Origin of the sequence: Pedobacter cryoconitis (genome assembly GCF_003259615.1) — a bacterium.
Classification (GTDB): Bacteria; Bacteroidota; Bacteroidia; order Sphingobacteriales; family Sphingobacteriaceae; genus Pedobacter; species Pedobacter cryoconitis.
Genome location: NZ_QLLR01000002.1, coordinates 235,071 through 261,427, shown reverse-complemented (window position 1 = coordinate 261,427; position 26,357 = coordinate 235,071). Strand labels below are relative to the sequence as shown.

17 protein-coding genes and 1 tRNA gene are annotated in these 26,357 nt (G+C 40.3%); 16 read left to right on the top strand and 2 right to left on the bottom strand.

The window, feature by feature from the left end; genetic code table 11:
• Window positions 1-77: 77 nt before the first annotated feature.
• The 8 genes from LY11_RS04060 (at window position 78) to LY11_RS04025 (ending at window position 12,677) form a co-directional block, all read left to right on the top strand.
• Window positions 78-1,424: a serine/threonine protein kinase gene (locus LY11_RS04060; protein WP_111632451.1), complete on the top strand. Its 1,347-nt coding sequence runs from the start codon at window positions 78-80 to the stop codon at window positions 1,422-1,424.
• Between the two features lie 40 nt (window positions 1,425-1,464).
• Complete coding sequence (locus LY11_RS04055) at window positions 1,465-2,412, top strand: hypothetical protein (RefSeq protein ID WP_111632450.1); 948 nt, start codon at window positions 1,465-1,467, stop codon at window positions 2,410-2,412.
• Window positions 2,413-2,507: 95 nt separating this feature from the next.
• A complete protein-coding gene (locus LY11_RS04050) occupies window positions 2,508-3,959 on the top strand; it encodes a PP2C family protein-serine/threonine phosphatase (protein WP_111632449.1) in 1,452 nt (483 codons plus the stop codon).
• A 2-nt stretch (window positions 3,960-3,961) separates the two neighbouring features.
• Complete coding sequence (locus tag LY11_RS04045) at window positions 3,962-7,915, top strand: FtsW/RodA/SpoVE family cell cycle protein (RefSeq protein WP_111632448.1); 3,954 nt, start codon at window positions 3,962-3,964, stop codon at window positions 7,913-7,915.
• A gap of 10 nt (window positions 7,916-7,925) precedes the next feature.
• The gene (locus tag LY11_RS04040) at window positions 7,926-8,705 is read left to right on the top strand and encodes an FHA domain-containing protein (protein ID WP_111632447.1); all 780 of its coding nucleotides are present in this window, start codon (window positions 7,926-7,928) and stop codon (window positions 8,703-8,705) included.
• A 102-nt stretch (window positions 8,706-8,807) separates the two neighbouring features.
• Entirely contained in the window at window positions 8,808-11,132 is a 2,325-nt protein-coding gene (locus LY11_RS04035) for a TonB-dependent receptor (protein WP_111632446.1), read from the top strand.
• A gap of 1 nt (window position 11,133) precedes the next feature.
• Window positions 11,134-11,946, top strand: a complete 813-nt coding sequence (locus LY11_RS04030; RefSeq protein ID WP_170132624.1) for a DUF4249 domain-containing protein — start codon at window positions 11,134-11,136, stop codon at window positions 11,944-11,946.
• A 53-nt stretch (window positions 11,947-11,999) separates the two neighbouring features.
• Window positions 12,000-12,677, top strand: a complete 678-nt coding sequence (locus tag LY11_RS04025; protein ID WP_111632444.1) for a hypothetical protein — start codon at window positions 12,000-12,002, stop codon at window positions 12,675-12,677.
• 452 nt (window positions 12,678-13,129) lie between these two features.
• Here LY11_RS04025 and LY11_RS04020 read toward each other — a convergent pair whose 3' ends face one another.
• Complete coding sequence (locus LY11_RS04020; RefSeq protein WP_111632443.1) at window positions 13,130-16,516, bottom strand: DEAD/DEAH box helicase; 3,387 nt, start codon at window positions 16,514-16,516, stop codon at window positions 13,130-13,132.
• 179 nt (window positions 16,517-16,695) lie between these two features.
• Here LY11_RS04020 and LY11_RS04015 point away from each other — a divergent pair.
• The 6 genes from LY11_RS04015 (at window position 16,696) to LY11_RS03990 (ending at window position 24,790) form a co-directional block, all read left to right on the top strand.
• Window positions 16,696-16,766, top strand: a tRNA-Cys gene (locus LY11_RS04015).
• A gap of 1,489 nt (window positions 16,767-18,255) precedes the next feature.
• Entirely contained in the window at window positions 18,256-18,783 is a 528-nt protein-coding gene (locus LY11_RS04010; protein ID WP_111632442.1) for an RNA polymerase sigma factor, read from the top strand.
• 133 nt (window positions 18,784-18,916) lie between these two features.
• The gene (locus LY11_RS04005) at window positions 18,917-19,645 is read left to right on the top strand and encodes a DUF1345 domain-containing protein (RefSeq protein WP_111632441.1); all 729 of its coding nucleotides are present in this window, start codon (window positions 18,917-18,919) and stop codon (window positions 19,643-19,645) included.
• A gap of 79 nt (window positions 19,646-19,724) precedes the next feature.
• Window positions 19,725-20,378 carry a DUF4142 domain-containing protein gene (locus tag LY11_RS04000; protein ID WP_111632440.1) on the top strand — a complete coding sequence of 218 codons (654 nt, stop codon included), beginning with the start codon at window positions 19,725-19,727 and terminating at the stop codon, window positions 20,376-20,378.
• A gap of 262 nt (window positions 20,379-20,640) precedes the next feature.
• Window positions 20,641-23,973, top strand: coding sequence for a TonB-dependent receptor (locus LY11_RS03995; protein WP_111632439.1), 3,333 nt, complete (start codon window positions 20,641-20,643; stop codon window positions 23,971-23,973).
• 187 nt (window positions 23,974-24,160) lie between these two features.
• On the top strand, window positions 24,161-24,790 hold the full coding sequence (locus LY11_RS03990; RefSeq protein ID WP_111632438.1) for an HAD family hydrolase: 630 nt from the start codon (window positions 24,161-24,163) through the stop codon (window positions 24,788-24,790).
• On the opposite strand, the gene LY11_RS03985 is transcribed toward LY11_RS03990, so the two are convergent.
• Window positions 24,791-25,399, bottom strand: a complete 609-nt coding sequence (locus LY11_RS03985) for a hypothetical protein (protein ID WP_111632437.1) — start codon at window positions 25,397-25,399, stop codon at window positions 24,791-24,793.
• A gap of 336 nt (window positions 25,400-25,735) precedes the next feature.
• On the opposite strand from LY11_RS03985, the gene LY11_RS03975 reads away from it, so the two are divergent.
• On the top strand, window positions 25,736-25,921 hold the full coding sequence (locus LY11_RS03975; protein WP_111632435.1) for a hypothetical protein: 186 nt from the start codon (window positions 25,736-25,738) through the stop codon (window positions 25,919-25,921).
• A 159-nt stretch (window positions 25,922-26,080) separates the two neighbouring features.
• Window positions 26,081-26,305: a CDGSH iron-sulfur domain-containing protein gene (locus LY11_RS03970; RefSeq protein ID WP_068396593.1), complete on the top strand. Its 225-nt coding sequence runs from the start codon at window positions 26,081-26,083 to the stop codon at window positions 26,303-26,305.
• The last annotated feature ends 52 nt before the right edge of the window (window positions 26,306-26,357 follow it).

Sequence of the window (26,357 nt, the reverse complement as noted above, 5' to 3'; positions counted from 1 at the left end):
TTTTGTTCCTGATTTTAAATAAACATTGGAACTAAAATTGTAGTAATTTTACCACACACAGAGTTGAATTAGCTTAAATGAGTAAAGTATTTACGATTACTGAAGGTCTGGAAAATATGGGCGCATTGCGTACCGGAGGCCAGGGTTCAGTTTACAAAGGAAGAAGATTTGGTCCTATTATAACGGCAGTGAAATTACTGCCAACACCGGTTCATACGGAAAGTACAGAAGATAAAAACTTCAGGAGCTTCCAGAATGAAGTGGAGAAATTGAAAAAGGTAAATGAGGAGCCTAATCCTAATATAGTTAAGATCTTAAATTCGGGGATCACAGAAAGCGGCTCATTTCCATTTATAGAAATGGAGTTTATTGACGGGCCTGATCTGGAAGAATTACTGAAAGAGCCTCATGATAAAATATTTCCGATAAAGGAAGTGATTAAGGTGGCAGATCATCTGGCGAATGCTTTAGCGCATTGCCATAAGGTGACGGTAAAACATGGGGATATTAAGAGCAATAATGTTAAGTTTAATATTCATACGGGCAATTATGTCTTGCTCGATTTTGGTTTGTCGGCAATGTCTGATGAGCAGCGCCGAACAAGCATCCGCCATGCGGGTGCTATCGAATTCATGGCTCCTGAGCAGAGTGAAGGACAGATGTTACTGGAAACTGATATTTACAGTTACGGCATAATTTTATATGAGTTATTGGCCGGGCAGGTTCCTTTTCCTTTATTGGATAACGGGCAAAAGTCAAGGAATGATGTATTGGTAGGTCATTTGGAGTCGCCAGTTCCTGATTTGCTGACTTTAAGGCAGCAGAATTTGCCTGAAAGCTGGTCAGCGGAGAAAAAAACACATGAAATGCAAGTTCCGGCCTGGTTACTATCGGTAATTAGTAAATGTCTGGAGAAAGCGCCGTCAGCAAGGTATAAAAGTGGAATGGCGTTACAGTATGCGATTGTCCACAGCAGTATTGCTGATGCGGGAAGTACTGACGTTGATGCTCAGGGTACTGCATTATTGCAAATGGAGAACGAGCGGTTGCAGACTTTACTGAGGCATTATCAGGAAGCACAGGATGAAAAACCTGTTGTTCGCGATGCTGGTATCATTGCGATCTCTAAGCCTGTATTTTATGTTCTATCGGCAGGAGTGGTTTTCATGATTGCGCTGCTGAGTTACTTTTTATTATTTAAAGAGCCGGTTAAGCCAGTTAAGAAGGAGCTTCCGGTGAAAACAACCACAACTCCGGTTACTGCAAATCCGGATGATCAGGATAAGGGTTATGCCTGGGATAAAGAGCGTGATTCTTTACAAGATAGTGGAAATACAGAAACGCAGCCAGTACAATTGAAGCCTGTTCCTCAAACTCCGCGTGATACAACAACGATGAATTTGGATACTACACTTCATTTCTAGCATTGATTAATTAGGTTTTTCCTATATAAAAAAGAATATAATGGCAGAAAAGTCAACTTTCTGGAAAAAGACGGGTCTTCAGGACTGGTTTCTTCCAACAGAAAAAAGTAAAGCTAAAAAAGTAGTCAAAGGTTTAACGCCTGACGAAGTTTATAAATATATACTGGATAAGTTTAAAGAGTCTATTGGTCAGCTTTCTTTTGCAAACCGGGTAGTTTTTTATCATGAATATATTATTTGTTTCAATGAGGAAGATTATAAAGAGTTCCTGGATCATAAACAGGGCTTGTTCGGAATCATTGTACATGAGTCGGTGAACCAGTTTTATGAAGTTTTAAAGGAATACCGTAAAGCCGGTAAAACGGTAGAGCCTTCGAGTTCTAAATGGGTTTTCAGACTGGCCTCTCACCCGGATTATGAGCGTGGGGATAAAGGGTTTATCGGGAAATTACTGCCTGGCAGTACTAAAAAGGAAGAAAATTTAAGAGTTACCTTTATTCCAAGACAGACGGGGATTGCAGAAACGCTTGATGTGAATCAGGATATTTTAAATGGCTTCACGTATTATAGTGAAGGTTATTATGAACTGCCTTATGCGATGGATCTTGAAAATGCTAAATTGGTTAAGGGGAAATCTGATAAAGTGCTTGCGCGTTTTGAAACGATTATGCCGGATCAGAATTTCAGGGGTAAAAAACTGGAATATTTGATGACCACGCAAGAAATACTGGTTTCTGGAAAAGATGAAGAGCGAAAAGAGCCTTATATTTTTAGTATCCCTTCGGATTGGGTGAATACGCCTCATTTAAGTATCCGGTATGTACAGGCCGAGGGTAAGTTTTACCTCGCTTCTTTTGGAGAGAAAACAATGGTAAACGAGGTGGAGGTATACCGGAGTTCGGTAGATGCGCCGGATTGGGTGGCGCTTCCTTTTAATTCAAAGATATTGCTGAACGGTATTATCGGGATCAACATTTTCAAACCTTAAATCCGGATGGGAAATTATTTATCAATCGGGTTGTTGGCTTTAGGAGTTTTATTGCTGATATGGCATTTTACAGATATTAAAAAATCACAGAAATAATGGCGGATCGTCTATTTGGAATTACTGACGCAGGCAGGGTAAGAGAGAACAATGAAGATGAATTCATTACCCAGGAGGTGATGCAGAACAAGTTCATGATTGCTGGCGTAATTGATGGCGTGGGTGGATATGCTGGTGGTGAAATTGCAGCTGCATTAACTAAAGAAGTTATCTTAAGGGAACTGGAAACGATTGAGCCTGATCCGATCAGTCAGTTAAGCAGAGTTTTTTACCTCGCTAATGAACAGATTGCTACGCATAAGCAGGGTGATCTGGAATTAATGGATATGGCTTGTGTAGCAACACTCGCTGTGATAGACAGACAAAATAATTTATTGCATTATGTACATGTGGGGGATACCAGGTTGTATTTGTTCCGCGATCATTCGCTGGTCAAAATTTCACATGATCAGTCTTTTGTAGGTTTTCTGGAAGATTCCGGCAGGCTGACTGAAGAAGCGGCGATGCAGCATCCTAAGCGGAACCAGATTAACCAGGCTTTGGGGTTAACAAGTCGTGAAGGAATGACCGATGCTTATTTTGAAACAGGTTCTTCTCCTTTTTTACCGGACGATCTGATCTTGCTTTGCAGTGATGGCTTAACGGATATGGTAGATGCGGCATTGATTACGGCTGTGTTGAACGGACCGGAGACGCTTGCGATAAAGGGTGCGCGTTTAGTGGAGGAAGCAAACCTGGCTGGTGGTAAGGATAATGTAACAGTGGTACTGGCAAAAAATGATAAGGTAAGAGCATCTTATGAGTTTTCGAAATCGGAGCCTGTTAAGCGTGCTGTAGCTCCGGAGCCTTTTTCTGCAGCTGAACCGTCTGCTGTGCCTTTAAAGAAAGCGGCTAACCCTTTGCCTGAAGAAAATAGGGTGCAGCAGAAGCGGGGTAAAGGATTGATTTTTTTACTGTCTGCTTTGTGTTTGTTGTTTTTAGGAACTACAATCTGGTTATTTTTATACCATACTGCTGAAGGAACAAAATTGGAGCAGCCGGGAACGGTTTTAGTTACGCCTATCAAACCAGGATTAAATCCTCAGGAAAAAAAGATCGGCGATATGCTCTTAAGTTTGAAAGGGGATACATTATTACTTTCAGATACAGTGTTTAAAGTCCCGGTTCGTTTGAGCCAGGCGTTAATGGTTGACAGGGATACGCTTATCCTGAAGACTAAAGGAAATATTGTTTTTCAAAGTGACCCGGCTTACAAGGGACCTGCGTTGATTCTCTCTCCAAAATGTAAGTATGTGAAGATAGATCAGCTGGTACTGGAGAATTTTGAAACAGGGGTAGTGTGCTATAATAATACGCTGGATTTGAAAAATATACGTTTTAATAAAGTTAATTATCCTTTGGAGGTCAGGTTTGTTTTTCCAGACCAGTATTATGTAAATGGCAGGTTGTCCAAGCGGAATTATGCAGCTGATTCACTGGCTAAGAAATAATTATGGATAAAAGAGATACTGAAGCTAAAGGGAGAGGGCAGGAACGCCTGTTTTTAGGGCTGATCGCTATTTTACTGGTGGTGCTTTTCGTCAGGTTATTTGGCGTATTGCAGGGACGGATAAAGGATGTTGACCAGCGCCTGAAAGATGGAACGGTGGTGAATTTAAATGCACCTGAACCTGCTAAGGCTGTTCAGGGATTATTGACAAAAGGCTATTATCTGGAAGATCCGCTTGATGTAGAGGTTATTAGCAATTCTATTGCTGCACAAGAAGCAAAAGGTTTGTCTTTTACCAATGTTGGTGATCTGAATAAACGGAAGTTTAATGTACTGGCAGATGAGGCTGATCGTAATGGTGGATCTGCTTTTAAGAAACGCGTAGCGGTATCAAGATCACTGCTTGGGTTTACAGGGGATGACGAAGTTCGTTTTGTGCAGGAAAAAAATAATGCCCCGGCTATGCCTGCGGTTAAGTCTTTAGGGATGGGCAATGGGGTGATTAAAGGTAGGATTGAACATAAAGGGGATGTAGTGGCCGGGGTCCTGGTACGTTTATCAACTGTTCTTCCTGCGGATAGTTTAGAAGCTAAATCATTCAGGGCTTATGCGCGTACAGATGCGTCTGGTGAATATTCTTTTACGCAATTACCGGAAGGAAAGGCTTATGAAGTAATTCCTTTAAAGCCAGGTGCTGAATTTGGGCAGGTTAAAGGGGTGCAGGAGCTCAATGGTTCCAAACGGCTTAATTTTAGTGAATCGCCGCACATGGTCAGATTACTTTCTTCGCGTGAATTTACACTGCTGAAAAATGATGGGGCATTAATTGTACGTACGCCAGAACAGTTTAAGGTTGGATATTGGTGCGTGGCGGGTGGTTTTCTGCTGGCTTTTGTGCTGATACATTTGCTGCTGTCTTTTAAATTTCCGGAGGCTGATCAATTGATTTTGCCGCTTTTGATGTTGTTGACCGGGCTGTCTTTTCTGACTTTACTTAGTTTGCAAGACCCGGTGAGGGATCGTTTCCTTGCTGTTGATTCTTTGTGGTTCTTATATTTTGGAGTTGCTGGTTTAAGTGTGTTATTGTTCTTAAATATCAAACGCTTTACGGCTGATTCTGATCTATACCGTTTACTGGTTTTTAAAGATCGTTCTGCTGCAAATGGATGGCCGTGGATTGCGTTAGCGATCATGCTTTTAGCAGGTACTTTATTATTTGGTGGTGGACCGGAGGGTAGTGGTGTTAAAGTGAATTTGCTGGGTGTACAGCCGAGTGAAGTGGTTAAATATATTGTAGTATTGTTTTTGGCGGGTTTCTTTGCGCAGAATGAACAGTTTATTGCTACGTATTCGAGCTGGAAAAAGCGCTGGTCATTTTTCTCTTTTGCCTTGGCAGCCATTTTATTTACGCTGTTCTTGTTTTTATTGTTAGGTGATCTTGGGCCGGCAATTGTTATCTGTTTTACTTTTATCCTGCTTTTCTCTTTTTCAAGAGGCGACTTTATGGAAATGGCTGCATTTGTGCTGCTGTATGTACTGGTGGCCTGGTTTGTAGAGAATGTCTGGCTGGATGCTTTGATTACTTTTGCTGTTTTAGCGTTATATCATGTGTTGAAACGCAAGTCTATGAGCGAGTCGGCGGTGATGGCGCTAATCGTGATTACGGCCTTTTTAACGATTGATAAGATCCCTTATCTGGACAAGATTGTTCCAGGGCCGGTAGCGCGTTTGACTGATAGAAAAGCAATCTGGCAGGATGCGTGGAATAATGAAGTTTATGGAGGCGATCAGGTTGCAAATGGTCTTTGGGGTATTGCCACTGGCGGAGTCACCGGACAGGGAACAGGTGAGGGTTTTGCGAAAACCATCCCTGAGGCGCATACAGATATGATTCTCCCTGCAATTGGGGAAGAGTTTGGCTGGACTGGGATTACCTGTATTTTCATCTTGTTTTTAATCTATTTACATCGCTCGATTATTATTGGCAGGCGGACTGGAACTCCATTCTTGTTTTATATTTGTGCAGGGATCGGGATTTGTACTTTCATCCAGTTTTTACTGATTGCCGGAGGGTCGATTGGCGCACTGCCTTTATCTGGGGTATCGCTTCCTTTTGAGAGTTACGGCGGGTCTTCTCTGGTGATTAACCTGGTCGCTGCAGGATTTTTATTATCAGCTTCTTCGGTGAGGGGAACGGCTGTACAAATGAAATATTTGACCGCGCAACAGGATAAAAACCTGGTTCCGGCTTTATTAGCGGCTTGTGCGGCTATCTTATTGTTAGTGATTAATGTTTCCCGTTATAGCTTTAATACACCTGCATGGGTAGTCAAGCCTGCTTTAGTGGCTGATAAAAGCGGAAGCCGGATGTTTAGTTATAACCCCCGGATAGGAATATTAATGAAAAAACTGGAAGCGGGAACTATATATGATCGTTCGGGACTTATTTTAGCAACGAGTGATCCCGAATTGGTGAAAAAGCAAATGCAGGAATTGCGTGAGGCGGGTGCGGTTGATTATAAACTGGATTCTGCAAGGCATAAAAGGGTGACGCGTTATTATCCTTTTGAAGAGCAAATGTTCTTTTGGACGGGCGATGCAAATACTGGTGTGTTTAGTGGTGGTATCAACGGATATTTTGCGGAGTATGAGCATGCAGCAGAGTTAAGGGGTTTTAAAATGCCCCTGACAAGTTATACCATGATCGCTTCGCGTTATAAGGAGGATCGTTTTTTGCCAAGAGGGCCAAAGGAAATGACGGTACTTAAAAAGGATTATTCGGCCTTGACTGCCTTATTGATTTCTGGTTTGGACAGTACAGAAATCCAGACTTTTAAAAAGCGTAACCGCGAAGTGAGATTAAGTGTGGATGCGAGTTTACAGACGCATTTGCAGGCTGGTTTGGCTAATGACCCTAAGTTGAGCAAAAACAGGGTTTCTGTAGTAGTCATGTCCTCTAATACGGGCGATGTACTGGCTTCGGCGGCTTTTCCTTTGCCTGCTGTTAAGAATTGGGAGCAGTTGACGATGAGCCTTTCAGATCAGAATAAACTGGATGCCTGGACAACTACGGCAGATCCGGGTTTCGCAATTGCCACTCAACCCGGTTCTACAGCCAAGTTATTGACGGCAATGGCTGGTTTTAATAAGTTAGGCTTGGCTGCTGCGCAGCAAACTTACCTGGTCAAAGCGAATGAAAGAATCCGTACCCGTGGTGCTGAGCCGGATGAAACTGGTCTGATTGATATGGAACAGGCTATTGTGAAATCGAATAATGTTTACTTTATCAAGCTGGCGAATCAGCAGCATTTGCAAGAGCAAATGGGAGAACTGTATTTGAAAACGGGTATGTTTTTGCATGGGGTTGGTGGTTATTATTATGGCCGCAAATCTGTAAATGAGGAACAGGAACAACGCTGGCTTGACTTATGGCGCAAAACCGAATTCAGCAGCGCTTATAATCCGGATAATATTTACAGAAACCGGGCAACGGGTATTTCTGGTATGGCCTGGGGACAGGGGGAATTGATTTCTACACCTGCTGCTATGGCCCGTTTAGGTTCGGCTATTGCGAATGGCGGGATTTTAGTTCCTAACCGTTATGTTTTGAAATTGGCGGATTCGACCATTAAAGAGAAGGATGGGGTGGTATTGGCTAAAAATCCTGAGGCTGCGGCTTTGTTAAAGCAGTATATGGTTGAACAGAGTGCGCGCAAGGCCGGGGTATTTGGAATTGCTGTTGCAGGTAAAACGGGTACGCCTGAGCGGATTATTAAAAAGAAGAAAGTCAATGATGGCTGGTATGTGTTTTTTGCGCCTAAGGCAGCTGAAGCGGGTTATACGGTTGTTTGTATCCGGGTTGAAGCAACAAGGGGTTCTTCGGAGGCGGTAAGGGTCGCTGCAGAAACAGTAATTCCTTTGCTGGTGCGTAAGGGATATATGAAAAGTATAAATTAATTAGAGAAAGATGTTTGATTTTTTTAAGAAGAATAAAGAGAATGCGCCTTTGGATGCGAAGGGTTTAAGGGAAGAGATTTTTCAGTTTATTAAAGAGGAATTGCAGCAGCTGGATGGCGGAGAAGGAAAGTATTTAAAAGCACTGGAACTTTTTGTAAGCGTAAAGACTGAAGAATTGTTCAGCTATGAGACTGCTTTATATAGTGCTGCGCCTGAAAAGTTTCAGGAGGAGGTGCAGCGTATTGCTGATAATTTTGCATTGGATCTTCCTGAAGGCTGGAAGTTAATGGTACATTATGTAAATGAGTTCCCTGAAGGGGTTATTCAGCGTGCACAGCTGAAAGTTGGGTTGGTATTGAAGAGTTCTGGTACTCCGGTTATTGCCGCAGTTAGCCTAAAGGCAAGTTTAAAGTTAGTGACCGGCCGGGCTGAACAGGAGGTTTATGAGATTGAGGCGGGAACGGGCAGGATTAACATGGGCAGAGAAAGTAATGTTCAGGGAAGCGATGGCAGTTTCAGAATCAATACGATCGCTTTTCCGGCAGAGTTTCAGGAGAGTAATAAATATATCAGCAGACAGCATGCGCATCTGGAATGGGACCAGCAGCAGGGTTGTTTTAAGTTATATGCTGATGAGGGCGGTGTTCCTCCGGGAAATAAAACTAAAGTAAGAGCGGCGAAGGATGAAACTACACATAAGTTAAATTCAACGCAAATTGGTTATACTTTAAAAACGGGTGACCAGATCATTCTGGCCGATGTAGCGGTACTTGAATTCACGATGCTTTAAGATGGTATTTAACAAATAGGAAATATTTATTTGCAGATTTAACAAGTTCTGCATGCAATTTTATTTAGTTTAGCGCATATTTCCAGAAACCGTTTAAATTAAATGACTATAAAAGCACTGTACCTTATACCTTTGCTGATTTTTCTAACTACTTTTAAGATCAGCGCGCAAACGAAACATACCATTAGCGGTTATGTAAAAGATGCCCAGACGGGTGAACAATTAATTGGCACGACAATCAGAGTGGAGGGAACGTCCAATGTCTCCACAACTTCCAATGAATACGGTTTTTTTTCCCTGACTACACAAAGCGGGCTTTATAAATTACTGATCGGTTCTGTGGGTTATGTTGTGGACACCAGAACAATTACCCTCGACAAAAATATACAGCTTAAAATTTCTTTGGTACCTCAGGATAACAATCTTTCTGAAGTAGTGATCTCGGCAGCGCCTAAGGATGAACATGTTCGTTCGGCAAAAATGGGGGTTGAAAAACTCAGCATGAAAGAGATTGACAGGGTCCCTGTTCTTTTTGGGGAACGGGATCTGATTAAGGTTGTACAACTTTTACCGGGTGTGAAATCGGCGGGTGAAGGAAACAGCGGCTTCTTTGTACGGGGTGGCGCTGCGGATCAGAATTTGATTTTACTGGACGAGGCTATTGTTTATAATCCTTCCCATTTACTGGGTTTCTTTTCTACGTTCAATTCGGATGCGATCAAGGATGTAACCTTATATAAGGGAAATACGCCTGCGCAGTATGGCGGACGTTTGTCTTCGGTGATGGACGTGAAGATGAATGAGGGAAATAACCAGAAGCTGAGTGTGAATGGCGGAATTGGAATTATCGCTTCAAGGCTGACTGTTGAAGGGCCTATTGTAAAGAACAAGGGTTCTTTTTTAATTAGTGCCAGACGTACTTATGTAGATGCTTTTTTAAAAGCGAGCAGTGACACGGTTATCAAAAAGAGTGCTTTGTACTTTTATGATTTAAATCTGAAAGCTAATTACCAGTTTGGTGAAAATGATAAGGTTTTCTTGTCTGGTTATCTTGGACAGGATAAGTTAGGTCTTGGTGGGTTATTTGGCCTGGACTGGGGAAATAAAACGGCTACTTTAAGGTGGAATCACCAGTTCAGCCCTAAGTTGTTTTCTAATACTTCATTGATTTATAGTGATTATCGTTATAATATTGATTTGACCAATTCTTCTTCGTTCAATGGAAAAATTACTTCCCAGATCAAGGATTGGAATTTAAAGGAGGAATTCAGTTTCTATCCGAATACTAATAATACATGGAAGTTTGGGGTAAATTCTATTTACCATACGATTAAACCGGGTGAGTATAGTGGTGATTTTACTTTGGAGAGCCAGCCTTATACACATAGTTGGGAAAATGCTGCTTATGCGAGCAATGAGTGGAAGGCTTCTGATCGTTTGAAGGTTGAGTATGGGGTACGTGTAAGTGCTTTCTCAGTTTTAGGTGGTGATAATAAGTTTTATACGCTGAATGCTGCTGGCGGAATCGCAGACACGCTTCATTATGATAAGGGCAAAATTGTAAAGACTTATTTAAATGTAGAACCGAGGTTTTCTGCGGCTTATCAGCTGAATTCAGTTTCTTCTTTCAAGGCTGCTTATGCGAGAAATACGCAGTCTTTACACCAGTTGTCAAATTCTGCAACGAGCAGCCCGACTGATAAGTGGGTAGCAACAAATAATATTATCAAACCGGAAACTTCTGATCAGGTTTCTCTGGGTTATTTCCGTAATCTGAAGGATAATGCTTTTGAGTTTAGTGCGGAAACTTATTATAAGGTGATGAACAACCAGGTGGATTACAGGGATGGGGCGAATATCAGAAGTAATGATCCGATTGAGCCTCAGCTTTTATTTGGTAAGGGCAGGGCTTATGGGATTGAGTTGTTATTGCGTAAAAAGACGGGCCGTTTGACGGGCTGGATTGGTTATACTTTGTCTCGTTCGGAAAAAATGATCGATGGGATTAATGATGGGGATTGGTATGCTGCCAGACAGGATAGAACGCATGATCTTTCTGTTGTGGGAATGTATGAGGTGAATAAGAAGTGGTCGCTTTCGGCAACTTTTGTTTATTATACGGGCAACGCGGTTTCTTTTCCGAGTGGCAAGTATTATTCGGATAATCAGGTGGTTTTCTTGTATACGCAGCGTAATGCTTACCGGATGCCTGCTTACCACAGGCTGGATCTGAGTGCGACTTGCAAGTTAAAGGAGCGTAAGAATTTCTCTTCTGAGCTGGCTTTTGGGTTGTATAATGCGTATGGGCGTGAGAATGCTTATGCGATTACTTTCCGTGATAATCCTGATGATCGTTCTCGTACACAGGCTGTACAGACTTCTTTATTCAGGTTCGTTCCTTCTTTTTCTTACAACTTTAAATTTTAAAATGATGAGACGCAGTATTAGTGTTTTCTGTTTATTGATATTACCGTTTATTTTCAGTGCTTGTGAAAAAGTGATTGATATAAAGCTGGATGGTTCGGCTATACAAATTGTGATTGAGGGTGAGGTTACTGCAAATGCAGGTCCTTATCAGGTGAGTGTTTCGGAAACAAAAGATTTTAGTGGTGATAATAATTTTGTAGGCCGCAATGATGCGGTAGTCGAAATTAAGGATTTAACTTCTGGGGTTACTGAAAATTTAACGAATAAGAGTGCTGGTGTTTATGCGACGAGTGCGTTGCAGGGGATAGCTGGACATACTTACCAGATGACTGTAAAGTTGAGTGGTAAGACTTATGTGGCAACTTCAACGATTCCTTTGAAGGCGGTTAAGGTGGATAAGCTTTATGCGAAGCATTTTGAGCTGGATAAGGACAAGATTTTTATGGTGCCTGTGTTTACTGATCCGGTGGGTAAGGGGAATTATTACAGAATCAGACAGTGGGTAAACAGTGTGTTGGTAAAGGGTTCTTTTGTACGCAATGATGATGCGACGGATGGCAGGACTTTCGATAATGAGCTTTATTATGAGACGGATAAGAAGTTTGGTAATCCGCTGATCAATAATGGTGATTTAATGCGGGTGGAGTTACAGTGTATTGATAAGGGGACTTATGATTATTACAGGACTTTAAATGCAACAATCGGGCAGGAGACTGATAATCCTGCAAATCCGCTGAGCAATATTTCTGGTGGTGCTTTGGGGGTGTTTAATGCTTGCCAGTCTACTAATTTAACTGCGATAGCTAAATTTTAATTGTAATTTCGCGGATCGGGCGGTTTGCTTGTTATAATTTATTTTATTTGAAAATGGATAAGTCTGAGGTTGAGCAGGTATTAATTACAGTGAAGTCTGGAACGGAAGAGGCACTGAATATAAAAATTTATAAGAGTGGAATCCTGGCCCGAAGGGGTTGTGGTGGTTTACCAGGGGTGAAGATTTCCGGAATGAGCTTTACTGGGGATTCTACGTATTTTGACAGGTTAATGAGCAGTGTTTCTCAGCAGGTGCTGGATGAAAATATAAATCATGAGGAGAAGATTGTAACGGGGTCGCTGGAGTATTTGGTAGCTTTTTACGGGGTGAGTGGTAATGGGGATGTGGGAGAGCGTGCGGAGTGGACGAAGTCTACGGGGTTAAGGTTTTTTATGGATGAGGGAACGAGTTTCAGACATAATTTACTGGGGTTTGTAGATGGGTTAGCTATCGAGGCTATGAAGTTGACAGATTCGTGGTATTTTGATATTATGATGTTAGGGTTGGATAAGATGAGGTCGTCTTCGCTTCCTGAACAGACGCTTGCAAGCGGGCCGAAGAGTGAGGAGGGGCTGAAGCAGGATTTTCAGAGTTATTTTGAACAGGTGAGTAAGAAGGGGTTGCCTGGTTTTGCGCAGGGAAAGGTTTATGTGAGTGAGGATGGGGGGGAGTATGGGTTGGCGTTTTCTAGTGAAGGGGAAGGGTTAACGTATAAGTTTACTGCTGTGTAAAGGGTTTTGTAAAAGGGAAATAAAAAAAGCCATATATGTGTTTTCCGACTGGAATTCCCCGAACGGGAATTAGGTCTGGAAAACACATATATGGCTTTTTTTATTTCTCTAAACTAACGATTTGATTGTTACTGGTTTACTTGTTGGATTGTTACTGGTTTACTTGTTGGATTGTTACTGGTTTACTTGTTGGATTGTTATTGGTTTACTTGTTGGATTGTTACTGGTTTGCTTGTTGGATTGTTATTAGGATTGCTTGTTGGATTGTTATTAGGATTGCTTGTTGGATTGTTATTAGGATTACTTGTTGGATTGTTATTGGTTTACTTGTTGGATTGTTATTGGTTTACTTGTTGGATTGTTATTGGTTTACTTGTTGGATTGTTATTAGGATTGCTTGTTGGAAAATAAAATGTTAGGTACCCTCTGGATAGCTTTCAGGATTACTGGGATTAGCTGAATAGTTCGATAAGGTCAGCTTTTGATAGTGACTTTAATAGGGAGGTATCGGTTTGTATGATGTCGTTAACGAGTTCCTTTTTTGTCTCCTGAAGTTTCATGATCTTTTCTTCGATGGTGTCTGGACAGATTAATCTGATAGCCACTACGTTTTTTTTCTGACCGATACGGTAACAGCGGTCAATGGCCTGGTTTTCTACAGCGGGGTTCCACCAGGGGTCTACGAGGTATACGTAGTCTGCCTGTGTAAGGTTTAGGCCGGTTCCGCCAGCTTTCAGACTGATCAGGAAAACACGTATGTTGTCGTTCTGCTGGAAGTTTTCTACTTTCTTTTCTCTGTTTGTCGTTTTTCCACTGAGGTATTCAAAGGGTATTTCCTTGTGTTCCAGTTCTTTTTTGATCAGGTCCAGCATGGTCACGAATTGTGAGAATACCAGGATTTTATGCTGGGGTGAATGACTGTCTATTTCTTCCATCAGCGTCGTGATTTTAGAAGAGGTAGCACCGTGAAGGAGATTGTCTTTCAGCAGCGCTGGAGAGTTGCAGATCTGTCTGAGCTGGGTTAAGCCTTTGAGGATATGCAGGGTGTGCTTTTCTGCGTGATCGTCTTTTTCGGATAGCAGGAATTTCTTGTATTCGTTTTTGCAGGCATCGTAGGCATTTTTTTGAGTGGTTCCCATTTCACAGTAGATCACCATCTCGGTTTTGTCCGGGAGTTCTGAGGCGACTTCTTTTTTTGTTCTGCGCAGGATAAAGGGACTTACCTTTTTTTTGAGGTTGGTTGCGGCCCTGGTGTCTTTGAATTTATCTATCGGGGAGGAGTAATGATCCCTGAAGTATTGTTTGCTGCCGAGTAGTCCGGGACAGGCAAAAGAGAGTTGTCCGTAAAGGTCAAAGGTGTTATTTTCTATCGGGGTGCCGGTTATAGCTATTTTATTTCTGGATTGCAGCAGACGAACTGCGCTGTAACGCAGGGAATCGGGGTTTTTTATAGTCTGGGATTCATCCAGGAAGATGTAATTAAAGAAGTAGTTTTTAAGCCAGCTGATGTCGTAGAGCAGGGTTCCGTAAGAGGTCAGAATGATTTCATAGTTGCTGAAGTCTTCGTGATCTTTTATCCGGTCTGCGCCATAAATGGTGTGGATTTTAAGGTCAGGGGCAAATTTTGCTATTTCTGCCTGCCAGTTAAAGATCAGGGTGGTGGGCACGACAATGAGGTTAGTATTTTGGTGGCCTTTGTTGCGCTGAGAAAGTATGAATGCAATGATCTGAATGGTTTTACCCAAACCCATGTCGTCTGCCAGGCAGCCACCGAAATTAAATTCATCGAGGAAGTTCAGCCAGTTCAGGCCTTCTTTCTGGTAGTCACGCAGGGTGGCGTTCAGGGCAGCTGGAATTTCTACTTTTTTGATGTTCTTAAAGTCAGCAATTTTTGCTTTGTAGGCAGATAATTCGAGTTTAACTTCTGCAGATAATACTTCGTCTTCGTAAAGGTCTGTGATTTCTGTGAAGTTTACTTTTGGAGTGCGGATGGATTCGTCTACGACTTCTCCGGCATTGAAGTATTTAGTCAGGCGGTCAATCCATTCCTGAGGGAGCAGGCCCATGGTGCCGTCACCGAGTTTTACAAATTTGCTTTTGTTCCTGATTGATCTGTGCAGGTGTTTGAGCGGCACTTTCTGGTTGCCGAACGCGACTTCAAATGCGGTATCAAACCAGTTGAGGCCACTGTTGACCGCTATGGTTATTTTTGCCTTGTTAGGGTTCACGTGATTGCCTTTAAGCTGGTTGAAGCCTAAGATGGTGATGTTCTGCTGATGCCATTCTTCAAAAGCGGCCAGGAACCATCCTTCGTCCAGGAAACGTTTTTTATGCAGGTAAAAGCAGTCTTTGTCGAGCTGCTCTTCAAAGTGGGGATGCTGATGGGTCATGGAAGAGATAAATTGTAGCTCTTCTTGTTCATCCCGGGTTACGGTAAATATATTGCCGGCATGATCTGCGGCATGGATTTGCTTTCTGGACAGGACGGGAACCTCAACGTTGCCATATTTCATCACGGGAGTAATTAAAACGTAATTTTCAGAGTCTGAGAGATAAATTATCTTTTCTGTGGACTGATCAAAGTGGGTTTCTTTTAATTGTTCGTGGGTAGCGGGTTTCAGGTAGGAGTAATTGATATGGATTTTGTTTTCCAGTTTGGAAAGGATGTCTTCTTTGAATTCCGCATATTTTGATTCGTGGATCACCAGATGATTGTTGTTCTGCCTGAAGAAGTCAACAACTCTCAGGAAATCCGGGTTATCGATGAGGTACAGGGTGCCGTTGTAAAAGATAAAGTAGCTGAATTTTATGTTAAGCAGCTTAAGGTCGTAAGCTTTATTGTCTAAAATCAATTCACCTGAAATGGTATAGAAGCCATTGGTTAGGTTTACAGCCAGACGAATATCCAGTTGAAGGCTTTTGAGTTTGACAGGAATGACCGAACTGATAGTCAGGTTAGGGGAGATCTTTGGGTCGTGGTAAAAAACGTCTAATTCAAGAGGATTTTTGACGAGGGCCTTCAAGCCATTAATATCGGCCTCCGCCTGAGCGGTTTCATAATTCTGCTGGAATTTGGAGATTGCAGTATAGAATTTTAGTTCTTCTGGATTCTCTGTTGCCCATATGTAATCCATCGCATTCAATTGCTTCAATGGGTTTTTTATTTTACCGGTCGCTGTTAAGGTGCATTCCAGCAAGTCGGCCTGGAAATGTGAGTAATAGCGGTGTTGTTTTAAAACCAGGATTTTATTGGTGTCTTCTTCTACTGGGTTATGTTTTAAGAATGGAAGCCCGGGTTTTGGTAAAAGAAGTTCCTTAAGTAGCGTATTGCTCTCCTTTGTAATAGGAAGGAGGTCTTTAATGACGGGAATGATCTCAAATTTTTTATTGGCGTATTCAAGAGTGAACAAATCGTCAGGGCTTTCGTTCTCCAGTCCATAGGCAGTTGCAAATGCTCTTATTTTTTCATGTCTGAGCTGCTGATCAAAGAAGACACGGAGTTCTGGTCGTTCGATGAGGTTAAAGAGTACCTGCATCTGGTGTTCACATAGTCTGCTTTTAAGGGCAGGGCAGCGGCAGGACAAAATTAAGTCGTTTTGATGAAGCCGCACATCGACTTGCGGAAACTTAATAGCAGTGTTATTATTTATAAAAGAGGCATAACCTATAGAAATGTGCTGGGGTGCAAGATTAAAATAATCTGGAGCTGTGGTGTCGGCCTGAGCAGAACTGTGTTTTAATATAAAAACAGTATTGAAAAGGATAGGCTTAAAATCAGCGATTATATAGGTGTCAGAGGGGTTTTTAGCAGTTTCAAATAGGTTGGGGATGTCGGCCATAGTGTAGCCGATAAATATAAGGCTTTCTGCCGGATGCTTAAAATATGAGAAAGAATAAAAATATTTCAAATAAATTCTACTATTTAAGTAGACATTATTATATTTGCTATCAGAAAGAAAGAATTGTAAGGATTTACAAGGTATAAAAAAGAAGATTAGTCTTGCTTTTCTCTCAAAATAGTCATGTGGCCGAGTGGTGAGGTGTGGGTCTGCAAAACCCTTAACGGCGGTTCGAATCCGCCCATGACGTCAATTGCAATCTTTAGGATTGCACACGGTACTTGATTTTGGTTAGATCTAAGTTTTGTTTTGTTGATACTCCAGGTTGGATGACCTGGAGTATCTTAGTTTTAGGGGTTTCCGAATTGATTGTTTGTCCCTTAAAATAGATTAAATAGCAGCTGAAAAATGACCAGATGTTGTTGTTGGCGTAGGTCAATGACTTGTTGACGTAAAAATATTTTAAGATCAAAAACTCTTCCTTAGCTTTATCGGTAAGCTCGGTTTAATTAAGGTTTGACTTTGTACTTTTTTAAACTAAGCCCTCAAATTGGTGTGTTTGATATACTAAAGGGGAATCTAGGTTCCCCTTTAGTTATTTATAGCGTTTCTGCTTTCGCCTCTTAAATAGGATCAAATCATAAACTTGTGGATTAGAGATTAAATTTCAAATTTTGGGTTTGATATTTTCTTAGTTCAAAGCAAATGGTTACGATTCTTTAATAAGCTAATTACTTCCTGATTTTTACAGGCTTGCTACTTTTACGAAAGTTCTCTGATGCCTTTGGGTTTCCATTGATTGTTTCATTGTGCCCCTTACAGAACTTTTGAAACAACCTGTACTCCAAACTGCTGCTTTAAAAATGAAATCGCCCAGGATTCCCTTTGAAAATTTACCCGTTAAATTTCCCATAATAAATAAATGCCTTTCCACCAATGTAGGCTATTAGCGCTAAAGATTATCCTGATGCGTAAAAAATGTCCGTAATTGTCCGCAGCTGTCTGCAATTGTCCGCTGTTGTCTATAGGTTAGTCAAAGGGAAAATTATAATTTCATTAATCTTCAACTAGTTATGGTTTGGTTGTGCCTGAGTGGTGGTCGGGATGACACCAGGTTGAGAACAGGCTTTAAGCATGGCAAGTCCATGTTGTTTCAACTAGTTGTTTTGACTTGGACTTGCCATGGACTCAGGGTACTCTTACCTTGGACTTACCCTAACGAGTACCCGGACAGTACCCGGACAGTACCCGGGCAGTACCCGGCCGATATAGATCTATTATTAAGCTATTTTGAATTTATTTACTAACAGCCCGGCCTTGTTTCGGCTGAGTCATTCCCATGCAAATTGAAAGCTTTCAGCGCAACTGCCAGAGGCATAACGGCATCCGTGAAATCAAAGACTTTCTGTTTAGCGTGTCAAAATTTATCCTGAAAAAAGAGCCTGCTCCACAAGTTTATGACTTGACTCTAAATCGTTCAAATTAAGTGATTATAGTTTAAAATTGATACTGAGGTGTTTTTGATCCATTTGTCTAATATAATTCTTAATAATTTAGACAAATGTGTATGGTTTTTGGGACATGTGTCTTTTGGTATAAATATTATTACATATATAAATGTATTAATTGAAATATAACTTCATTTTTCGCCTGTGTCAGTCAACTGTCAGCTAAAGATGCCAATAATTGGTATGCACTTTGTATTTGTGTTTATATATAATCAGAAAAACATAAACACTATGAGTAGCAACGACTTTAATTTTCGACTTTACAGTTACAAGGATTCTTTACAATCATTTGCTATTTCTTTTACCAGAGATATGGAAGATGCGAATGATTTGGTACAGGATACTATGTTAAAAGCCATTAATTATTCCAACCATTTTAAGGAGGGGACAAATTTTAAAGCCTGGTTGTATACCATAATGAAAAATACCTTTATTAATAATTACCGAAGGGCAACAAAAACTAATTCTATCATGACAGTGACTGATGAGATCACTTCTGATAAATTACATTTCAGTGCCTCGGTAAATGATAGCGATGGGAAGTTTATTATGGAAGACATTTATAAAGCACTTTCAAAACTACAACCTGAGTATTATATTCCTTTTCTCAAATATTTTGAAGGTTTTAAATATCATGAAATTGCCGAGCAGCTGGAAATTCCAATCGGTACGGTTAAAACAAGAATACATATTGCAAGACAGCTTCTTAAAAAAAGTTTAAAGATGCACAGTGATAATTTTATGCGGAAAGCTGTTTAAGATTTATCGGTTGAAATTTAACAAGCTTCGTGGTGTGTGATCAAATAAAAGCAGCAATATCCTTGCTGCTTTTATTTTTAATTTGATTACAATTGTGTAGTCAATTAAAATCATTTATCAGCTTCACATCTTCATGAATATATCCAGGCTAGACGCTCATCATAAATTGTACCTGTCATTAATTGTAGCTTTGCTTGTGTTTGGGTTATGTTATGGAAAGATGACGGCCTCAACACAATTCATTTTAGTGTGGATTGGTTATGCGGTAACCCAGTTAGGTCTTTCATGGGCAACGATTTTTACTGTACATCCGCTTGAAATGAAGAAGATTTCAAAAGTACAGGATAATAACCGCACCCTTATTTTTATGTTCGTATTGGTGGCCGCATTAATGAGTCTTTTTGTTGTGGTTCTTTTGCTAAAATCAACTCAGCATCTTACAGGACCGGCACTTACCTTACATATTTTATTATCAATAGCAGCTGTAATGTGTGCATGGGCATTAGTCCATACTATTTTTGTATTCAGGTATGCACATCTTTATTACGAGTCTAAGGAGAAAAAAGCAGCTAAATCCGTTAAGGATGGAACAGCTGCAAAAAAATCTGATGCTGTAGTAAAAGAGGAAGATCCCTCTAAGTACAAAGAAGGTTTGGAATTTCCGGAAGAGAGAACTCCCGACTATCTTGATTTTACTTATTTCTCTTTCGTTATCGGTATGACCTTCCAGGTTTCTGATGTTGAAATCAGTTCCAGAAGAATCCGCCGTCTTGCTTTAATGCACAGTTTAGTCTCTTTTGCTTTTAATACAGTCATCGTTGCTTTAAGTATTAATATTATCTCCGGTCTGATGACTAAATAGTCTTTTTATTTAAGAAAAACCATTTCATAAGGTACTTGTTGTTTTTCTGTTTACAGGATAGAAATAAAAAAATAACAGGATGAATTATAAAAAGACAATTATTTTAAGTGTCTGTACAGCATTTGTACTACAGGCTTGTAACCAGTCTGCTAAAAATGAAGGCCAGGGCACATCAACGTTATCAGCTGATACGGTATTGAATACGCATACTGCTGATGAAAAGCAAAATCATTCATCAAAGCTGAAGCCTGAAGAGGCTTCATTTATGGAACAGGCTGCAATAGGTGGACTGATGGAAGTTGAAGCCGGTAATCTGACACTCCAAAAAACGAAACTTAACCAGGTAAAAGAATTTGCTAAACAAATGATCAACGATCATACGCAGGCAAATAATGAATTGCAAACCCTGGCTTCTGGTATGGGAATTAAGTTGCCTGGCGCATTACCCTCAGCAGAACAAAGTCATCTGGATGCGATGAAGCAGATGATGGGTAATGAATATGATCAGAATTATATGGACATGATGGTGAATGATCATGCTAAAACTATTGATTTATTTAATGGGGCAAGCAGATTTGATCATGCTGAATTAAAGTCTTTTGCTTTGAAGATCTTGCCTGTATTGCAACAGCATAACCGAATGGCTATTGGACTTGATTCATTGGTTAAATTAAAAAACACAGGGCCTAAAGGTGATGATTTACCTAATGTGGATAAAAAACATAAAAACTAATATCTTATAAAGGATTGAAAAACTCCGGAGCCCTGCTCCGGAGTTTTTTTTTTGATAATAATTCTGAACCCTGAGTTGTTTTGTCCTGATTTTAAGTAGTTAACATGTTGTTAACCTTGACTTAATGCACGACATTTACCTTCGTGCTGCTTTTAATTCAGAAAGCTAAAACATTTAACCAAATAAGAATCTGCATAAGCTTTAGGTTCAATCTAATTCAGCACAGCCTTGTGCAGGTTTAATTCAAAACAAAACTATCTATATGAAAAAAAATCTATTTTTATTATTAATGCTGCTGACCTTAGTCTGGGCCGGAAACTCTGTTTTTGCGCAAGGCGTAACGACTGCTTCTGTCAACGGAGTGGTCACTGACGGAAAAGCGCCGATACCTGGGGCAACTGTAGTATTAACACATGTACCCACGGGAACAGTTTATGCGGTGGAGACCCGCGGTAATGGACGTTACAATTTGATTAATGTTAAAATCGGTGGCCCATATACTTTAAAAATATCTTATATCGGTTTCAAACCCTATGTTCAGGATAATCTGACGCTTTCTATTGGACAGGATCAGGCAATTAATGTTAAAATGGATGACAATGCTACTGATCTGAAAGAGGTAAAGGTGGTGGGTACACAGGGTAAAGTAATGAACTCTTCACGTACTGGTGCAAGGGAAACGATTACCCGGGCACAGATTGATGCTTTACCAACGATTAACAGATCTTTGGCAGATTTTACTAAATTAACTCCATCTGCAAGTACAACCAGTGCGATGAGCTTTGGAGGAAGGAGCAGTACTTTTAACAATATTACGGTTGATGGTGCTTTATTTAACAACTCTTTTGGCCTTTCGGGTACGCTGGGAGGACAGGCAAATTCACAGCCGATCTCTTTGGATGCAATCGATCAGATACAGGTAGATCTGGCCCCTTATGATGTACGCCAGGGATTTTTCACTGGTGCGGGTGTAAATACGGTTATCAAATCAGGTACAAATGATATTAAAGGGTCTGTTTATTATTACGGCCGCGGAACTGGTTTAACTGGATATAAAGCAGGTACTTCTGAAGTGACTCAGGTTCCTTTTGATTACAATACCAGGGGACTGAGTATAGGAGGGCCGGTTATTAAAAACAAATTATTCTTTTTTGTATCGGGTGAGCAGGAAAGGATCAGTAATCCGGGTACTACATTTGTTGCTTCAAGACCTGGTTTAAGTGGAGGAACAGTTTCAAAAGCGAGTGCGTCAGTTTTAGATGATATTGCCAATACCTTAAAATCCAGATATGGTTATGATCCGGGTGCTTATGAGAATTACAGCTATAAGACACAGAGTGATAAAATCACTGTAAAGTTAGATTGGAATATTAATAAGAATAATACTTTAAGTGCGAAGTATTTTTATCTTAAATCATCCAAAAATCAACCTCCTAATAGTGCAGGAGGAATTATTAATGATAAAGTAGGTGTCGGATCGACGCGTGGTGCTGGTCCTGGTTCTCTGCCGTTTTTTGGTGCAGGTTACACGATTAATAATAATTTTAATATCGGAATGCTGGAATTGAACAGTAAAATCAGCAATACCATTTCTAATAAATTAACTGTTGGCTATTCTGCTTTACGCGATTTCCGTGAGCCGCTATCTTCTAAAAATGTACCAATGGTAGATATTGATAATGGGGTAACTGATGCTACTGGCAAAATTATTACTGCTCCAAGTGGTGTTTTAACAAGTTTTGGTTATGAGTTATATACCGCTGGTAACTTATTAAGTTCAAATATTGGCCAGCTTTCTGATGATTTGACAATTTTTGCAGGTAAGCATGAGATCACTTTAGGGACGAGTAACCAGTCTCAGAGTTTTCTGAATGGGTTTGCGCCTAATTATAATGGTTTGTATACTTATAACTCTGCTTCAGATTTTATCAATAACCTTCCCGCTGCTTCTTATAATTACCGCAACGCTGCAAATGGTGGCGAGCTGCCTTTGGTTCGCATTAAATCCTATAATTTTAGTCTGTATGCGCAGGATAAATTCCGTGTAAGAGATAACTTTGTACTGACTTATGGTTTAAGAGCTGATTATAATTATTATCCTACTAAGCTTGACCCGAATCCGAATGCCGCTGCATTAACTTTTCAGCAGGGTATACAGGTGGATGTTTCTAAATTACCTAAAAGCAGGATCCAGTTATCGCCGCGCGTAGGTTTTAATTGGGATGTAAACGGTGACCATACCACCCAGGTTCGTGGGGGTACTGGATTATTTGCTGGTTTAACTCCATTTGTATGGATTTCTAATCAGGCATCAAATACCGGAACTTTATTTAGTTCTGGTACTGTGAATGGAACGAAAACACCCAATGATCCGCGCTTAATTTATAATCCGGATGTGAATGGCAATCGTCCTTCGGGGGCAGTTGCTGCTAATACTTCTTATGAGCTGGATGTTACAGATCCTAATTTAAAATATCCGAAAATCTGGAGAACTAATCTTGCCGTGGATCAACAGTTGCCTTTTGGTATTATTGGTACTTTAGAAGGATCTTTTACGAAAGATATTAATGCTATTTATCATCAGAATCTTGTTCTTCCTGATAGTTATACTACTTTACCTGGTGTTGAGGGCCAGATCCGGTATACTTCTAATAACAGAACTTCTAACAATGGCGCACCCGTTAGTGCTGCTAATCCAAATATTTCAGGTTTGTACTACCTGACCAATACAAATAAAGGTTACTCTTATTTTGTTACTGCTCAGTTACAGAAAAGCTTCCTGAACGGATTTTACGCAAACATCGCCTACACGCATACAGGGTCTAAAGATGTGAATGATGGCGGATCTACGGCAAGCATCATCTGGGCAGGCAGACCAACAACTGGTAATCCTAATGACCAGAGCTTATCGAATAGCACTTATGTAATGCCAAGCCGCTTTATTGCTTCGCTCGCTTACAGAAAGGAATACCATAAGAATTATGCAACTTCAATTGGTTTATTCTTTGAAGCTGCTAATAATGGGGCAGTTTCGTATATCACCAGCGGCGACCCAAATAATGATGGCGCGGCAAATGATTTGATGTTTGTACCTAAAAATAAGGGAGATATTAATTTAATTGCTGACTTTGCCGGGGATACAAGAACACCGGATCAAATCTGGAATCAATTGAATTTATTTATCAGTCAGGATAAATATCTAAGCCAGCACAGGGGAGAATACACGAAAAGAAATGGGGTGATTTTACCTTATTTTCAACGTGCTGATTTAAATATTACTCAGGATTTCTTTGTTAAATCCGGGAAAACCAGAAGTCAGAAAAATACAATCAGAGTTGAATTTAATATCATCAATCTTGGTAATTTCTTAAACCGCAACTGGGGTTTGTATGAAAATTCATTCAATGGATTTAATACAGGTTCGGTAGCTGTTCTTAAATACCAGGGGACTGATCCGGTTAGTGGTAAAGCAAATTATTCCTTCCCTTATCTGGACAAGGATAATTTGGTCCCGTTAACGAATTCTACTAAAGTAAATACTGACCAGGTTTCACGCTGGCAAGCACAAATTGGCGTAAGGTATATCTTTAACTAGGCATTACTCCTTAAATAAAAAAACAGGCTATCGTCAAAAGATAGCCTGTTTTTTTATGGCCGGTGCGCTGATTGCAGCGCTGTGGAGGTAATCATTAAAATGACCTGTGGCGTAAAATAAAAATATGGGGTTTTTGTAGGCAATTAGCTAAGTTTACGTTAGTAAAATAACTTGTTTAACAGACATTATGGAAACTTCAGAACCTAAAATACTTTTTTTTGACATCGGTGGCGTATTACTGACCAACGGCTGGGGACACGATTCCCGCAAATTGGCTGCCGAAAGATTCGGACTCAATTATGATGAGCTCAATACCTTACACAATTATATTTTCAATGTTTTTGAAATCGGCAACATTACACTGGATGAGTATTTAGATACGGTTATTTTTAATCATCCAAGAGATTTTACCAGGGAAGATTTTAAAGAGTTTGTCTATTCCAGATCCAAAGAACTCCCTGGTTTATTACAATGGATGAAGGAATGGAAAAGAGATTGTGGTTTCCGGGTAATTTCCATCAACAATGAAGGGAAAGAACTGAATACTTACCGGGTGAAGAAATTCAAATTACATGAGTGTTTTGATGCTTTTGTATCTTCTTGTGATGTAAAAATGCGTAAGCCAGATCCAAATATCTTTTTACTGGCTTTAGGGATTGCACAGGCCAGACCTGAGCAGTGTTATTACTTTGACGACCGTATATTCCAGGTGGAAACAGCTAAGAGCCTGGGGATGCACGCTTATCACCATACCAGCTTTGAGGAAACGAAAGCCATTCTGGAAAGAATAAAAGAGGAAATTTCTAAGCCTCAATAATTATTTAGTAGCGGCTGTTTCTACAATACCTTTGACCAGGCTTTTCCATTGCGGATAGGAGAGGCCAATTTTTGCAGTCCAGCCCACAAGGATATTTCTTATATTATCGGTCAGGTTTGAGGTGTCTGTATTGGGCACCTCATTTCTGCCATGTTCTTCTGCAGATACGGTATTGCCTGATTGTTTGACCTGGAAAGTTGAGGTTGCCTGCTGACTAAAAAAATGTGCGGTTTCCGGATTTTGTTGTGTAGGATTTGGTGCAGGTCTTGCCTGTATAGTGATAACTGAGGCTTGAATTGCAGTTTCTTCTTCGATTTTTTCAATGTGCACCCAGTCAAAACCATCCCCGGTATGTGTTGCTGGTCCGGGAATATTAATCTTTAGATAATCACCTTCTTCAGCCTCTCTGATTACTTCATGACCATTCGCGTCCGTTAGGGTAAAAGTGGATAGCGGGACTTTGCAGATTTCTGCCCAACAGGACACATTTAACAACCTGCTTTTTGCAATCTGATAGAATGCTTTAGCTTCTTCCATAGAAGAAAATTCAGTTTTTGCAGTGGTATCTAGTTGACCGCCTTCTTGTTGCTTTGGAATTTGATTTTTCATCGCGTTTTTATCCTTTAACGGTTAAGCAGCGGAAATGTTTAAGATTTTTATTTGACTACCCAATAACCCACAGCCAGCCAGATCATTCCCTTGACGAGAAAGAACAGGAATCCCCATATGCCAATTCTGCGAATCCATTTTAGGAAGATGTCCTTTTTTGAGTCCTTTTTCTCCTTGTCCATGATGCCATAAAATTAAACAAAATCTTTAAAAAGAGTAATTGTAAAAATAAGTTTGACTTTTTTTTGTCATATAAACGATTTAGTGTAAAATTTATTTTTTTAGGTAAACTTTATGGCACAACCGTTGTTCATTAGTTGACAAATCACCATTATTATGAAAGATCAAATTAAGATTCAAACTACAAGCGGCAAAATTAACGAAGAAGGTCTTTTTACTGGAGATCAATTGCAAAATCAAGGACATGCTACACCAGTTTCCTTCAAAAGCATGGGTAATATCAAGAGATCTATGCCTTCAAGTATGCAAAAGAAAATCAATCCAAGACTTTTGATTTTATAACTGTCGTTGTTTAAAATCTAAATATAGGTTCTCGCTAATTTGTGCGGAGAAAAGGAGTTTCAACAGGGGCTCCTTTTTTATTGGATAATGTTTCTAAATAGAAATGAGATTTCCCACTTTCCGTTCATACTTCTACTTTTGTTGCAAACAAACAAATAGATGTCGAAGACAAAACTTACAATCAATAATAATGGGTCTGTAAAGATCGAAGGCGATTTTGAAATCGTTGACAGAAGTGGTAATGTGTATGGCCTGCAGGGCAGAGAAGTACTTTCAATTTGCCGTTGTGGATTGTCAAAAAATAAACCTTTCTGTGATGGTGCACATAATGGCCATTTTGAGCATGAGGCTATTGCATTTGATCTTCCTCCTAAAAAAGTTTAAGAAATTTAAAAAGCCGCTTTCAATTTAATGAAAGCGGCTTTTTGTTTACTGA